The organism is Vibrio sp. 10N.261.51.F12 (assembly GCF_041471725.1).
Taxonomy (GTDB): domain Bacteria; phylum Pseudomonadota; class Gammaproteobacteria; order Enterobacterales; family Vibrionaceae; genus Vibrio.
The window spans coordinates 125,961-141,606 of the sequence record NZ_JBFROV010000016.1 but is presented as its reverse complement, the minus strand read 5'-3'; the positions used below and the strand labels follow the sequence as shown (position 1 = coordinate 141,606).

Here is a 15,646-nt window from a genome sequence, read left to right as displayed (position 1 = left end):
ACTAGAGTTTCAACTGATTTTGTAAAACCTGCCTTGTGCAGGTTTTTTTATTTCAGTTGAAAAGAAACCCTAAAGTGCCCCTCACACTTGCCGATAAAGAGAGTGAACATCGAGGGTACTATGCAAATTCATACAGTAGACAAAGCTAATTTAATCAACGAATTACAATGTGGCACATCACTTAGCCGTGCCGTTGTCCAAGGTAGACGCGCGGATTTTTCATTGTTATTGTCTATGCTAAGCCATGACTCTCGAGAAACTAGCGTAGTAGAAGAGTTTGACACCTCTATTACTGATGAAGAAGCATTAAAAAAGAGATTTGATGTTCCCACAGCCCAGAAGCTCAAAGGGGATCTCGACGATTATAGTAACTCGGCAGCCATAGCAAACCAATTCCATCACGGCGGCCTAGCAAGCGCAAAATTACATCATTATCGTTCTCCGGAACCATTGAGTTTTCAACCTGTCGACACTCAAGGCTTAGCCGAAGAGGTCTATCAAAATCTATCTGGTCACACTCGCCGACAACTGAGCAAGACAAAAACAAATCCGACGATCGATATTTTGTATAATCAGCTCTCCACGGCTTACAGAAAAGACCAAATTTCAATTCGATTATAACCACTTAACAAAGGTGGCAATGAATGCAACATCGACATTCGCTCTCATGCGGATTGTGATGAGTTGCATAATTAGTCGCTCCCAACCCTACTCATATGCAAAACTTTGACACCATTCACATCTCATCTAATTTTTATATACCAAGTTAATAACTCGCTGACGTTACCTTTTTAGGTGCAACCGCCCCCCCTTATTCGGAGTCTTTATGGTTATTGACAACTCAATAGTACTCATCACATCTGCTGGAACCACCCTAGGTGCGATGCTTGCTATTCACTTTTCTCGTTTAGGGGCACACGTCTTTCTTTGTGATACAAGTGACTCTCGATTACAGAATACCTACCAGCGCTGCCAAAATTTAACTCAGCGAGTTGATAAAATTCTAGTGAGTGACATTTCCATCTCGTCCATAGAAACGTTGTTTGATACCGTGGAAAGCCGCTCAGGTCGAACGCCTGATGTTCTCGTTAATCATTGGCTCTCCTTACCTCAGCAGTCATTAACGAATTCAGTATCCGGCGAGGCGTTTATTACGCAATTTTCACTATTGGCATCGAGCCTTTTCATGTTTGGGCAAGTGGCGGCCGAACGAATGTCTAGCGGCCAGTCTGGTGTCATCGTCAACGTTGTCGCTCAAGAGCCAGACCAACACCACAGTGATCTAGAGAATACGACCTCAATGGTCACAGGTTTTACTAAGAGTTGGGCAAAAGAACTTGAACCTCATAATGTTCGTGTTGGCGGCGTTATACCGGTGAAAAGCCATAACTTTAATCTTTCTGGGAACTGGTCTGAAATACAAGACGAGTTGACGCGTACGACCGAATACATCATCACCAATGACTACTTTAGCGGTCGAGTTGTTAGCACGGAGGCGTAGTTATTATGGTTCTTTACACTTGCGCTGACTGCTTACTAAGACGGTTTAATTGAAGCTGCGCCCTATATATCAAACCACGCTTTTCAAGGATAAAAAAAGCCCCTCTTCAAAAGAAGAGGGGCTTTGATCTTTTCCCGAAATAGTATTCGTGCTAGCGAAAACTACGTTCTCAATTAAGCGTTAGCTTTTTCTTTTTTTGCTTTTGCTGCTGGCTTAGCCGCTGGTTGCTCGTCTGTTTTCTTAATAACAGTTGTGCCTTCAAACGTTTCGCCTTCAACAAACGCTTTACCGTAGTAAGAAGCCGTTAGTACTTCTTTCAACTCACTAATTAGTGGGTAACGTGGGTTAGCACCAGTACATTGGTCATCAAACGCTTCAACTGATAACTGGTCTAGTTTCGCTAGGAAGTCAGCTTCTGGAACACCAGCAGCTTGAATTGATAGCGGGATATCTAGTGCAATTTTCAGCTCTTCTAACCATGCTAGTAGACGCTCAATCTTCTGAGCAGTACGGTCACCTGGTTGGCTTAGACGAAGGTGGTCAGCAACTTCTGCATAGCGACGACGAGCTTGTGGGCTTGCGTACTGAGAGAATGCTGTTTGCTTCGTTGGGTTATCGTTCGCGTTGTAACGTACCGTGTTAGAAATCAACAATGCGTTAGCTAAACCGTGTGGTACGTGGAACTCAGCACCCAGTTTGTGCGCCATTGAGTGACATACACCTAGGAAAGCATTCGCAAACGCGATACCAGCGATTGTCGCGGCATTGTGTACTTTCTCACGAGCGATTGGGTCAGCTGCACCATTTGCATAGCTTGATGGTAGGTATTCTTTAAGCATCTTAAGTGCTTGTAGAGCTTGACCATCTGAGTATTCGTTCGCTAGAACTGAAACATAAGCTTCTAGAGCGTGAGTTACTGCATCGTAACCACCAAATGCTGTTAGAGACTTAGGCATGTTCATTACTAGGTTTGCATCAACGATAGCCATATTTGGCGTTAGCTCGTAATCCGCTAGTGGGTACTTAGCACCTGTTTTGTCGTCAGTTACAACAGCAAAAGGAGTAACTTCAGAACCTGTACCTGAAGTAGTAGTAATACATACTAGTTCAGCTTTCTCACCCATTTTAGGGAACTTGTAGATACGTTTACGGATGTCCATAAAGCGCATTGCTAGTTCTTCGAAGTGAGTTTCTGGGTGCTCGTACATTACCCACATGATCTTCGCAGCATCCATTGGAGAACCGCCACCTAGTGCTAGGATAACGTCAGGCTGGAAGCTCTTCATTGCTTCAGCGCCTTTCTCAACAACAGACAATGTTGGATCTGCTTCTACATCGAAGAATGTTTGAACTTCGATACCTTGAGCTTTAAGTAGCTTAACGATTTCATCTGCGTAGCCGTTGTTGAATAGGAAACGGTCTGTTACTAGGAATGCACGCTTCTTACCTTCTAAGTCGCTCATTGCGATTGGAAGGCTACCACGACGGAAGTAGATTGACTTAGGTAGTTTGTGCCACAACATATTTTCAGCTCGCTTCGCTACAGTTTTCTTGTTGATAAGGTGCTTAGGACCTACGTTCTCAGAGATAGAGTTACCACCCCATGAGCCACAACCAAGAGTTAGAGAAGGTGCAACGTTAAAGTTGTAAAGGTCACCGATACCACCATGAGTAGTTGGGATGTTTACAAGAATACGAGCCGTCTTCATCTTGTCACCGAAGTAACGGATACGATCTGCGTTAGTGTCTTGGTTAGTGTATAGACCAGATGTGTGGCCGATACCGCCAATTTCTACCATTGTTACGGCTTGTGCTACTGCGTTCTCGAAAGAAGACGCACGGAACATACCTAGAGTTGGAGACAGTTTTTCGTGAGCAAATTCATCATCGTAAGACACTTCACCGATGCCTTCACCAACAAGAATCTTAGTATCTGCAGGCACTTTAACACCCGCCATCTCAGCGATAGCTGTTGCAGGTTGACCTACGATCTTCGCGTTTAGGTTACCGTCGATTAGTAGTACTTTACGTACTTTATCCGCGTCAGCTTTGCTTAGTACGTGAGCTTTGTGAGTAGCAAAACGCTCTTTCACTTCGTCATAAACTTCGTCCATAACGATAACTGCTTGCTCAGAAGCACAAACTACGCCGTTATCGAATGTTTTAGACATAAGAACAGAAGCTACAGCACGTTTGATGTCTGCAGTTTCATCAATAACAACAGGAACGTTACCTGCACCAACACCGATTGCTGGTTTACCTGATGAGTATGCTGCTTTAACCATGCCTGGACCACCAGTTGCTAGGATAAGTGCAATACCGTCGTGCTTCATTAGCGCGTTAGAAAGCTCAACTGAAGGCTGGTCAATCCAACCAATGATGTCTTTTGGTGCGCCTGCTGCTACTGCTGCATCAAGAACAAGTTTTGCTGCGTCGTTGGTAGAGTTCTTAGCACGTGGGTGTGGTGAGAAGATGATACCGTTACGAGTCTTCAAAGAGATAAGCGATTTGAAGATTGCTGTTGATGTTGGGTTCGTTGTTGGAACGATACCACAGATGATACCAACAGGTTCTGCGATAGTCATTGTGCCGAATTCTTCGTTCTCTTCAAGAATGCCACACGTTTTTTCATCTTTGTATTTGTTGTAGATAAACTCAGAAGCAAAGTGGTTTTTAATTACTTTGTCTTCAACAATACCCATGCCAGACTCGGCTACCGCTTGTTGCGCTAGAGGAATACGAGCTTGGTTGGCAGCGAGTGATGCTGCACGGAAGATAGCGTCTACTTTCTCTTGTGAGTAAGTTGCAAACTCTTCTTGTGCTGCTTTCACGCGTGCTACGAGTGCATCGAGTTCAGCTAAATTAGTTACAGGCATAGTGGATCTCCTAAAAATATAAAATATAAAAAACTAAAAACTTTTTAGTAAGTTAGCTGGCTAAACTTATACGCTGCTCTAGCCAATTCAGCTCTACTTAGTAAATTGCTTTCATGACTGAGTATAATATTTCACGACGTGAAAAAAATTGACTCAGATCAGTTATGAAAAGTTATTTACCTACTTAGTAGTAACCATTAAGGATAACAACAGCTAACCCACTGTTTATTAACAAATAAAAAGCCAAATTCCCGTCGATTAAAAAAGTGGCAATCAAACAAAAATCTGAAAAAAATCACGCGAAAATGTAAAAAAGTTTCATTTTTGTACAATAAATCCAAGTAAAACACACTCCGCGTGCTACAAATAGTATATACAACCCACCCATGTCAGCCATCAGTTATTGACACTTTATTAAAAATTGCGCCCTTGATAACATTTTCCATACATTATCCAACCAGGGAGCCTGAAAAACTGACGCAAAATTTCATATTTCTTCACAAATGACTTGGAATACAAACTCATTAGTTTTTCCATTGTTTTTTTTGTTTGGAACGTTAGATTTTTTCATTCGCCAAAATGAACGTGTTGGCGTACATTAGCGCCAACTGAAGCGGCATTAAAATGCCGATAGGATTGACTCTAATTTTTTCGAAGAATACGCCCATGAACAACATCGAACTTGCCATTTATTTACAGTTTTTCTTAGGCTTGGTGGCTGCGGTTAACCCCGTTGGCATTATGCCCGTATTTGTATCGCTTACCGGACACATGTCTCCCGAAGACAAAAACAAAACCGCTGCAACGGCCAACGTTGCCGTTGCTATCATTTTAATCGTGTCGCTATTAGCCGGTCAGGTATTACTGGATATGTTCAGTATTTCTCTGGATTCTTTTCGAGTCGCGGGTGGGTTGCTGCTATTGAGCATCGCTTTCTCAATGATGTCGGGTAAATTAGGTGAAGATAAGCAAAACAAACAAGAAAAATCCGAATACGTCAGTAAAGAGCAGATCGGCGTTGTGCCATTAGCGATGCCATTAATGGCCGGCCCCGGTGCTATCAGTTCCACCATCGTATATGGTGCGCGTTACCCTGATATGATTGAAACCATCGGAATTATTATCACCATTGCCTTATTCGCACTCTGTTCATGGCTTTTGTTTCGCTCTGCCCCCTTGATTGTCCGCTTTCTTGGACAAACGGGTATTAACGTCATCACCCGTATTATGGGGTTAATACTGGGCGCGCTAGGCATTGAATTTATGGCCAACGGGCTAAGAGCCCTATTCCCAGGCCTTGCTTAGCAAAAAAAAGACATCCATCAGCCCTTCTGACGGGAGGGCTTGCACCAAAGATCCGATTGTCATTCGACTGGTATATAATAGTAGGTAACCTTTTCAGCTTGTTACGTACTTTCATGACAGACAATAGACTCAAGCATAAACTGTACATTATTATATTTGGGACACATACCAAGGCCGGTTGGGTGTTCGATGTCGCACTGATCATTGCAATCTTGCTCTCTCTCGCAGTATTAGTTTTGCACTCCTTGCCTAATGTTGGTGCTGAATGGGGAGGGTTACTTGAGAAGTTAGAATACATCTTTACCGCTATTTTCACGGTTGAGTATTTATTAAGGCTCTATTGTTCTCCCAAACCAAAGGCGTATGCAACAAGCTTTTATGGCGTGGTGGACTTACTGTCTATCTTACCCACTTATTTGGCTCTGCTGTTTCCAAGTGCATCGTTCATGGGGGTCTTGCGTCTTCTTCGTGTTATGCGGATTTTCCGCGTATTGAAACTCGTGCGGTATTTACAAGATTCCAATATTTTACTGCGCTCATTACTTATGGCGAGACGAAAAATACTGGTATTTTTTAGCTCTGTTGCCGTACTCGTCACGATATTCGGATCATTAATCTATGTGATAGAGGGTCCTGAAAATGGCTTCAGCAGCATCCCACAAAGTATCTACTGGGCCATCGTTACCATTACCACCGTTGGTTACGGTGATTTAGTGCCCTCTACTCCTTTGGGTAAAGCGGTTGCTTCGCTAACAATGTTATTGGGCTACTCTATCCTAGCCGTTCCCACCGGCATCATCACGGCAGAACTCAACAACGAGATGCATGCGCACCGGAATTTGGTCAAATGCCCTAATTGCTCTCAGGCTGGCCATGAATCTGATGCTCTTCATTGTAAACATTGCGGCAGCCAACTTGCGGAACCAGATCAGCGCGTTGTGGTACCTGAAAAGAAGCCTTAATCCTTGATGGTTAATTGAAGCGGTACGGCTACGTACCGTATTATGCTCATAAAAAAAGCGCCATAGGCGCTTTTTTTATTCATTACGAAATCCTAACGCTGGGCTAAGATGATACGTAGAGTACGTCTAAGTGGTTCCGCTGCGCCCCACAAGAGTTGATCACCTACCGTAAATGCATTTAAGAAATCATCTCCCATCGCCATTTTTCTCAATCGACCAACAGGAATAGACATCGTACCCGTCACCTTCGCTGGTGTGAGTTCTTGAGCCGTGATGTCACGTTCATTTGGAATCACTTTAACCCAATCATTATGGGTGGCAATAATATCTTCAATTTCATCCATCGGAACATTTTGCTTGAGCTTAATCGTCAGTGCTTGCGCATGGCAACGCATCGCACCTATGCGGACACATGTCCCGTCAATTGCAATTGGATTACCTTGAGAGCCTAGGATTTTATTCGCTTCAACACCCGCTTTCCACTCTTCCTTACTTTGTCCATTATCACGCTTAACGTCGATCCAAGGGATCAATGAACCCGCTAGAGGAGCACCGAACTGCTCGGTAGGAAATGAGGATGAGCGAAGCGTATCCGCCACTTTTCGGTCAATATCGAGAATAGAGCTAGCAGGATTAGCAAGTTCAGAGGTCACAGCATCGTTCACCACACCCATCTGAGAAATAAGCTCACGCATATTTTTCGCACCAGCGCCAGAAGCCGCTTGATACGTCATTGCACTCGTCCATTCAACGAGGCCTTTTTCAAATAAGCCCCCTAAACCAAGAAGCATAAGACTCACGGTACAGTTACCGCCCACAAAAGTATTAATACCTTTATGAATCCCGTCTTGAATTCTTGTTAGGTTCACTGGGTCTAAAGTGATAATCGCATCATTTTCCATGCGAAGCGTAGAGGCAGCATCAATCCAGTATCCTTTCCAGCCAGCTTGCTTCAATGCAGGGTAGACTTTTTCCGTATAGCTCCCACCTTGGCAGGTAATAATCGCATCTAATTGCTTAAGGCTTTCAATGTCATAGGCATCTTGAAGCATTCCTGCATCTTTGCCCAGATTTGGTGCCGGGATACCAATTTGAGAAGTACTATAAAAGACCGGTTCGATGACATCGAAGTCTTTCTCTTCCACCATGCGCTGCATCAAGACCGATCCAACCATGCCACGCCAACCTACTAAACCAACTCTCATTCAATTACTCTCCATGTGATATTTAAAACGCTTCCCCCATCTATAAAATTTTCGAGCCAAGAAAACAAGCGTAAATTCAAATAAAGAGCGGTTTTTTTAACAAACCCAACCAGTTTAGGGTGTAACCATAGTAAAAGTAGTCATATGTGAAAAATCGAACAACATGAAACCCAACATTCTTAACCCCTACGAGCTGTGACAAAGACCCGCTAAACGTCATGTTATTCTGGATCGCAATGCGAAGTAAATTAGTGTTAGTTACTGCTCATTGTTCATCCAAATTAACGACTGACGAACATTAACAACCAAAACAAACTATTGACGAGTGTACGTTAAGTACTCGTACGGGTATCTTGTTTACGCTGAACCTTCTTGCCAAGCAAGTAACCTAGCCCAAGGGGAGCAAAAAAGATAATCAAGATAAACAAAATGAAATAGATAATGGTGCTCTTGATCAGCTGGATTAACTTGTCCACGGCCAACGTCACGACATCCTGAGATATTTTATCCAAGTCTTCAGCAAACAGGCTTCGTTCATGATTGACTATGATCGCAAACGCCTTGCGCTCACGCTCAACCATTTTTATCAACTCTTCTCTTTCACGCGCAACCATGTCGTCCAAAGCTTGTCGCTCTGCGCTCAATTGAGTCAATTTGTCTTGGGTTTTCGTATCCAAATCATTTAACAAAGGTTGCAGTTCAATCGCCATCTGCTGAGCCATACTCTGCATGTATTCCGGGTTGTTATTGACAAAATCTTGGAATGCATCCGCGCTCATTTGAAAACTCTGTAATGCCCCTCGGAGATCATTACCATTGACGTTACTATTCAATGCAATAAGCTGAGCTTTCCAGGTCATCAACTTAGGTGTCTGCTCCGACATTAACGCCAGTCGATCAGACACGTCCGATAACGCTTCTGGCATCGTTCCAAGTGTGGATGTCACCTCACTTTCATCAATCCCTTGTGACTTGAGCCAATCACGATAAGCGGGCGTGCGTGCAAAACTCAGGGTTTCAAAGGGGTGTAAGCGTGCAAACTTATCCACAAATGCCTTGCTTGTTTGGTAGCTATCTCCCTTAAAAAGTGACTGAGCTAATTCGTCAACGCTTTGGCTCAATTGTTGAGACGTCTTCAATGCCTCTTGGCAGGCAAATAACGATTGGCCTGCACCGTCAGAAAAAAAATGCTCCATCTGCAGAGTAAAAACCCACGTATCGATTAAGCCGGCGGGAGGGGAAACTTGGAAAGCGGCTTTTTGCAGCCCTTCTTCAGCATGAATTTTCCAGAGTAAAACATAAGACTGATTCATGACATCAGATTCAGGGTATAACTCGCTCAATGAATCAGCAGTAGATTCCACTTGTGTGAAAAACTCTCGGCTATACTCGCGAGTCATCAACCTCATGTTAAGTTCTTGCTTGGAGAGTGGAGTCGTCTGACTGTCGAGTTTCACCTCAAGGAGTGAGCATCCCGCCAGTAGAGTAAACATAACACCAAGAATTACATTGCGAGCCATCGGCACAATGTTCATGAATCAACCTCAATATTTTGGACAAAGCAATCAGTAACTGAATTATAACTCAAGGCAGTATATTCACGTTAACTATTGATAGTTATAATCTAATAGAGGGAAATTTCCACGCAACTATCTCGATTGTTCCGCTTGAACGTAGTCTTTCGCTGACCGAATCGCATAACTCAACTGCACCCGCAGGCGCTCCAGCAGCTCTACGGTCACTTCCCCATGATCCTTTAGTACTTTTTCAGCCTCCGATGAGACATGGTGCAATGCTTCCGCATAAATACTGCCTGACACGCCTTTTAAGGTATGAACAACTCGTGTCGCGGCATCTAGATCATTCTCAAGGCATTGCTGGAACTTGGCGATATCTTCCGTATGTTCATTAACAAAGACATCAAGAAGCATCAACATTGACGCTTTATCACCATCTAAGGTATGAAGCATCGTCTCAAAATTGATCGTCGGCCCACCCTGCTCTTCTACGATATCGGCCTTCGGAACTTCACTTTCGGCAGGCGTGCGACTCGCGAGGATATCTTCATTGTGAGGTGGACGCGACTCCATCGCTTGCGGCTTGCAAACATCATCGGATTCTATTGTATTCTTGCTTGGCGTGGATACGGCCTCAATAGGCGTCACATTCTGCATGGTTGTAGGGTCTTTATCCACCCTGCTGATGCTAATGACTAATTGACGTCGACTCAGGGCAAAAACAGACATCAACGACAGCAAGCTGACTAAGGCAAGAATGAGCAGCTGTTGTCCTAAATAGGTCTCAGATTGTCTCGAGCGTGCTGCTAACTCTGCCACGACAGAATGATTAACGACGCGATCAAGCAGAAACTCCGTATTGGCTGACTGAGCAAGCAGGACCGACGCCTGAGAATTAAGCAATAATAACGATTGTCTATCATCTTGTGGGAGTTGATAAGCCGCATGTTGTATCTCTTCCAATTTGAGATAGACCTGTCGTGCCTCAAGAGCCTCATTAAACAATGCATCAAGCACAACTGAGGACAATTCATTACTCACTTTCTGTCCCTGTTCACTCAGCGTTGGAAGTCTCACACTTATATTTTGCACAAATTCTTTAAGGCGAACCTCATCATGAGACAGCTGTTGAGATTGCTCGATAAAACGTTCAAGAAGGTACACGGTGTGAGTAAGATCTGACGACGTTCCTGATTCCGTATAAGCTTTTAGCTGCATGGTTTGTGCATGGATAAGCTGAAGATCGAGCTCAATTCTCTGAGATAGCTTCGACCGATAGGGCTGTTGGATAAAGAGAACTTGCCGTAGTTTATCGATACTGATTGAAATCTCATTAATCAGTTTCGTTGCTTGCTCCTCTTTAAATGATACACGTAGCACAAAGGCCGTAGTGACGACCCAAATAAGCAAAATGGCGACAATGGCACGAGAGACAGATTGGCTAGAGTTCAACGACGGCATCCCTTCCCTGGTTTGACGAATGTTTGAAGCGTTACTTCGCAGCAACGCTTCATGATTAGCATATTGAGGTCGCTAGCGGTTGCGACTAAGTTGATCTCGCAAGTTTGGTGGCGTACCTTTGATTGTCAATGTATCCGTTTCTGGATCATAAAAGACACGCTCGCCAAGTAAAAGGCTATCGAAACTCAGGTTCAAACCACCGCCTGATCCGACAAATTTTGTCAGCTTTCGGACGGTCGAACGGTCAGCAGGAAAACTTTCCTCAAGTTCATACCCCTGTTCTTGAGTGTAATCCAAAAAGCTTGAGCCTTCATTAGCAGGCAGTTCACCTGACAACTCTCGCACTTGAACTTCGTCACCGGCCTTTATCTGTTCGTTGCAGTATTCGTACACTTGCTTCTTGTAATTGACCGTCTCTTCTTTGTCGAGTTGCGCATCAGCACAAAAATCATTCACCGCTTGCATCAAAATGGTATTTTGTTGCTTCGTATCTAAACCCACTTCAGCCTGTAAAAAATCCAAAAAGAAATCAGCGACTTTGCGCCCGACTCGGCCTTTAATGTAAGTGAGGTAGCGATTAGAGTTCTTATCAATGTCATAACTCGTTAAATCAATTCGAGCAACAATGTCCATTTTGCCGATATCAAGATAATCAATGGCACCAATATTTAACCCCTCAGTGATTTGTAAACTACTATAAGAAGGTAGCAGTCCAATAAACAAATACTCAGTGGCAAGAGATTGATATTGCGCCATAACCAAAGTACCAGCATCAGCAAACGGGTACTTAGATAATTCAGTCTTTAAACGTTGAGCGCTGTCTTGAGAGAAGGAATAGAAATCTTTGTCGCCATTTTTTAATTCATTCAACCATACTTGAAAATCGCTATCGCTTTTGAATGCGCCAAAGCCTTTACCCGCTTTTGCATTAAAGACGCGATGAAGCTCGGCAACGAGGTTTTCTGCCGAACTGTCATTAGGGAGAAGCTCATCACGATAGTGGACAACTAGCTCTTCCTGCTCATTTATCGTCAGCTGGTGTAAAATAACGTTAGATAGGTTCAAACTCATAGTGAAATTATTATCGATGCTGTTTCGTTTGTGATGCAGAGTAGGGTATCATAAGCCGCTTTCATTATCATTAGCAGAGTCTTTATGCCAATTACATCTAAATATACCGACCAACAAGTTGAACAAATTTTAACCGAAATAGCAGCCGTTCTTGATAAACATGGTGCTGGCCCTGAGCTTTCACTTATGATTGCAGGAAATATCGCAACCAATGTCTTAAATACGGATGTTGCACCTTCACAACGTGAAGCAATTGCGGAAAAATTCTCTAAAGCTCTGATTTCTTCTGTAGAAGCATGAGAAAAACACTAATTTAGGCACGGAATCAATAACGGCAAATGGTAGATAGCGGAAATTCATACGGTGAGCGCGTCTCCCGACTCGTAGGTTGGGGGCACTGGTTTGCGTTCTTCAACATAATTGCAGCGATGCTTGTGGGTACTCGCTACATCTCTGCGTCTCCATGGCCAGACACCTTGTTTGGACAAGCTTACCTCCTGACATCATGGATTGGTCATTTCGGTTTCTTGGTTTTCGCACTCTACCTGCTGATTCTTTTTCCGTTAACTTTTGTCATTCCATCTCGAAAACTATTCAGACTAATATCGGTCTGTTTTGCTACATTCGGCTTAACGGTACTTCTGATCGACACGCAAGCCTACCAAACGATCAATCTCCACTTATCACCTGTGGTATGGGAACTGCTGTTTGGCGATGAGAGCACCGCGGTAAGTAGTGACTTACAACACCTCTTTATTGTCTTACCTCCTATTTTTTTAGCACAGCTTGCCTTATCAGAATGGGTCTGGAAAAAACAACGTAAGCTGTCTCACAAGCATGTCGGACGACCGATCACTGCATTATTTTTCTTGTGTTTTATTTCAAGTCACTTGATTTTTATGTGGGCAGACGCGTTTTTCTATAACCCTGTGACCGTTCAAAAGGCAAATTTTCCACTGTCTTATCCAATGACGGCAAAGTCATTTATGGAAAAGCATGGCTTACTTGACCGTGAAGAATACCTACAGAAGCTGAAAGACAATGAAGGGGCCGTTGATTTAGTCACTTACCCCCTCACCCCAATCGAGTTTAATCGTCGTTCTGAAAATCTCAACGTTCTCGTTGTTAGTATTAACAACCTGCGCAGCGATATGTTATCACCGAAAACAATGCCCGTTAGTTATGGCTTTTCTCTAAACAACCAGAATTTTCTTAACCACTACAGCTCAAGTAATGATGACTTTGGCGTATTTGGTCTTATGTATGGCATACCCACCAGCTACGCTAGCAGCATTAAAGCGCAAGGTAGCGCACCCTTGTTTATGTCTACGCTCAAAAAACAAGGCTACCAGTTCAAACTCTACAGCGGCGATAACTTTGCAGATGACCTGTACACCGACACTATTTTTAGAAGCTTTCCTATTGCGGACATTTCGTTAAACAGTGACGGGACGCCTTCTAGTTCGCCTATTGGCGATAACCTAGCGATCAAGCAATGGCAGCAATCCGTAGCCGGTGACAAAGGCGCACCTTGGTTTAGCTATATTGAACTAACAACCGTTGATGACTTTGATAGTTACCAGCCAGCCACACCTAACTTATCACCTGAGCAACAATTTATTGCTGCGTATTCAGCCGCCGCCACCGCCGCTGATACAGAATTTGGTAAAATACTTCAGACGCTTGTCGATAATAAAATGTTAGACAATACCGTGGTTGTTTTGACCTCGAACCATGGCACTGAATTCAATGAAACCAAGACGCGTAGTTGGGGCTCCAACACCAACTACAGTCAGTATCAACTAAAGGTTCCCTTAGTGATACATTGGCCGGGTAAGTTATCTGCTGACTACACGCATATGACGAGTCATTTAGACTTAGCGGTAACGTTTATGCAGGACCTTAGTGGTGTCTCAACTAACACTAAAGACTACAGCAGCGGCCGTAACCTGTTTGATGAAAGGAAACGTAAGTGGATCATTGCTGGCGATACTCGAGAGCTTGCACTCATCACAGCAAGTGAAACAACCGTTGTCGATAAGTTCGGTAACTACAGTCTATATGACAAAAATTACCAAAAGCTTGATGATAAGAATCCAAAGTTACCGATATTAATGCAAGGCTTTACCGAACTTCAGCGTTTCTACTCAAAAAGTCAGTGACGTCTATAACAAAGAATAACGCGTTCTATAACTTTCGTTCTCAAACCCCAAGCCTATGTGCTTGGGTTTTTTTGTCAGTTATGCATAGATAATAGACACTCTAGGTTACTTTTTAATCCAACAGTCAGTAATTCTGTTTTTTTAAATTAAAAAGGGTTTACAAAGAGTAAGATGCCCATTAATATACGCTTCAACAACGGAGGGATGGCTGAGTGGTCGAAAGCACCGGTCTTGAAAACCGGCAAGGGTTAATAGCCCTTCTAGGGTTCAAATCCCTATCCCTCCGCCACTTTTAGAAAAAGCCGCTATTTATAGCGGCTTTTTTGCATCTAAAGCAAAGACGTGAGGCCCCGTAAAATGGAGGGTTCAATCAGTCTCTGGCAAAAGATATTCAATACGCTGCAATAGCGCCTTAATTTCTTGTTTTTTATAGCCTGATATTGAGCGAGGAGCACTGCTGCCTCGCTCCAGTAACGTGACTGGAATGACCCTTTCAGCGTAGCCATCCGTCAACAACTCTTCGTTTCTCACCTGAAGCGCTAACACCACTGCTTGTAATCCAATCTCAGTAAAGTCTTGCTTTATTGTCGTCAATGGCGGAGAGAAAAAAGCACTATCTGCAATACCATCAAAGCCAACAACAGCTGCCTGATCTGGTACCGCTATGTTAAATTCTTCGAGTGCTCTGAGTGCTCCTAATGCCATTTGATCACTGGCCACTAGCACAGCATCAAATGAGACCTGTTTTGAAATTGCCTGACGAACAGCCATATACCCACTCTCTGCCTGCCAGTTACCCTCATATTGAAGCGCCACTGTACTCTTGTTTTTTTCGATCACCGACTGCCAACTGTGCAAACGAATCGTCGAAGCACTCGATTCATTCGGCCCTGTGATTAATAAAAACTTGCTCCTGCCACCAAGAATTAGGTGCTCTGCGGCTTGTTTAGCGCCTTCTCTGTGTGCACCACAGATATGATGCACATTGGATTTTTCTGGCACATCAATAAATATCAAATGTAAATGGGAAAACTGCTCTAGCAAATAACGGGCATCCACCGATGTCAGCGGAACGTTGAGGATGACACAATCTACTTGTTGTGCGGTCAGTTCCCGGATCGATTGCTGTATATTATCCAACGATGGCTGAGACACAACTGAAAACGCGACACCATACTTCAGTTCGTGGGCTTTCTGTCGCACCCCGTTTGCTATAAGAGCCGCACCATGCAGCGCCATGTCCAATGTAATTAAACCGATACTTTTTGACTTTGCTCGGCTGAGCATCTGCGCGCCTTTATTTGGCACGTAACCTAGCTGCTTAATTGCTTGGTTAACTCTGTGCCGCGTTTTTTCTGCGACCTGTTCAGAACCATTGGTAACCCTAGATACCGTCTGAGTTGATACACCGGCGAGTTGAGCTACATCTTTAAATGTCACATTCATAACTAAATATTCTCTCTAGCTTCTCATACTCACATCTTAACTAAAAACGCTGCCCCTATCTTTGCGCGGCTTCAAAATGTCACAAAACACATTAAAAATGTTTCCGAAAACAGTCGATCTAGCGCAAAATTCGCAATATA

12 protein-coding genes and 1 tRNA gene are annotated in these 15,646 nt (G+C 43.6%); 7 read left to right on the top strand and 6 right to left on the bottom strand.

Going from position 1 to position 15,646, the window contains the following annotated elements; genetic code table 11:
- Positions 1–120: 120 nt before the first annotated feature.
- Both AB4405_RS10955 and AB4405_RS10950 read left to right on the top strand, forming a co-directional pair.
- On the top strand, positions 121–621 hold the full coding sequence (locus AB4405_RS10955; protein WP_372060801.1) for a VC2046/SO_2500 family protein: 501 nt from the start codon (positions 121–123) through the stop codon (positions 619–621).
- A 205-nt stretch (positions 622–826) separates the two neighbouring features.
- Positions 827–1,501: an SDR family oxidoreductase gene (locus AB4405_RS10950; RefSeq protein WP_372060800.1), complete on the top strand. Its 675-nt coding sequence runs from the start codon at positions 827–829 to the stop codon at positions 1,499–1,501.
- Between the two features lie 173 nt (positions 1,502–1,674).
- Here AB4405_RS10950 and adhE read toward each other — a convergent pair whose 3' ends face one another.
- Entirely contained in the window at positions 1,675–4,377 is a 2,703-nt protein-coding gene (gene adhE, locus AB4405_RS10945; RefSeq protein ID WP_372060799.1) for a bifunctional acetaldehyde-CoA/alcohol dehydrogenase, read from the bottom strand.
- 666 nt (positions 4,378–5,043) lie between these two features.
- Here adhE and AB4405_RS10940 point away from each other — a divergent pair.
- Together AB4405_RS10940 and AB4405_RS10935 are read left to right on the top strand one after the other, a co-directional pair.
- Positions 5,044–5,682, top strand: a complete 639-nt coding sequence (locus tag AB4405_RS10940) for a YchE family NAAT transporter (protein WP_102467727.1) — start codon at positions 5,044–5,046, stop codon at positions 5,680–5,682.
- A 113-nt stretch (positions 5,683–5,795) separates the two neighbouring features.
- A complete protein-coding gene (locus AB4405_RS10935) occupies positions 5,796–6,644 on the top strand; it encodes an ion transporter (RefSeq protein WP_372060798.1) in 849 nt (282 codons plus the stop codon).
- A gap of 92 nt (positions 6,645–6,736) precedes the next feature.
- On the opposite strand, the gene asd is transcribed toward AB4405_RS10935, so the two are convergent.
- The 4 genes from asd to yejK all read right to left on the bottom strand — a co-directional run bounded on the left by asd (position 6,737) and on the right by yejK (position 11,898).
- Positions 6,737–7,849, bottom strand: coding sequence for an aspartate-semialdehyde dehydrogenase (gene asd, locus AB4405_RS10930; RefSeq protein ID WP_372060797.1), 1,113 nt, complete (start codon positions 7,847–7,849; stop codon positions 6,737–6,739).
- Between the two features lie 332 nt (positions 7,850–8,181).
- A complete protein-coding gene (locus AB4405_RS10925) occupies positions 8,182–9,384 on the bottom strand; it encodes a chemotaxis protein (RefSeq protein ID WP_372060796.1) in 1,203 nt (400 codons plus the stop codon).
- Positions 9,385–9,498: 114 nt separating this feature from the next.
- Complete coding sequence (locus AB4405_RS10920) at positions 9,499–10,818, bottom strand: Hpt domain-containing protein (RefSeq protein ID WP_372060795.1); 1,320 nt, start codon at positions 10,816–10,818, stop codon at positions 9,499–9,501.
- A gap of 81 nt (positions 10,819–10,899) precedes the next feature.
- Positions 10,900–11,898: a nucleoid-associated protein YejK gene (yejK, locus tag AB4405_RS10915; protein WP_372060794.1), complete on the bottom strand. Its 999-nt coding sequence runs from the start codon at positions 11,896–11,898 to the stop codon at positions 10,900–10,902.
- 84 nt (positions 11,899–11,982) lie between these two features.
- On the opposite strand from yejK, the gene AB4405_RS10910 reads away from it, so the two are divergent.
- The 3 genes from AB4405_RS10910 to AB4405_RS10900 all read left to right on the top strand — a co-directional run bounded on the left by AB4405_RS10910 (position 11,983) and on the right by AB4405_RS10900 (position 14,349).
- Positions 11,983–12,198: a YejL family protein gene (locus AB4405_RS10910; RefSeq protein ID WP_102467721.1), complete on the top strand. Its 216-nt coding sequence runs from the start codon at positions 11,983–11,985 to the stop codon at positions 12,196–12,198.
- Between the two features lie 38 nt (positions 12,199–12,236).
- A complete protein-coding gene (locus AB4405_RS10905; protein WP_372060793.1) occupies positions 12,237–14,060 on the top strand; it encodes a DUF3413 domain-containing protein in 1,824 nt (607 codons plus the stop codon).
- Between the two features lie 198 nt (positions 14,061–14,258).
- Positions 14,259–14,349, top strand: a tRNA-Ser gene (locus AB4405_RS10900).
- 77 nt (positions 14,350–14,426) lie between these two features.
- Here AB4405_RS10900 and AB4405_RS10895 read toward each other — a convergent pair.
- Positions 14,427–15,506, bottom strand: coding sequence for a LacI family DNA-binding transcriptional regulator (locus AB4405_RS10895; protein ID WP_372060792.1), 1,080 nt, complete (start codon positions 15,504–15,506; stop codon positions 14,427–14,429).
- Positions 15,507–15,646 lie beyond the last annotated feature (140 nt).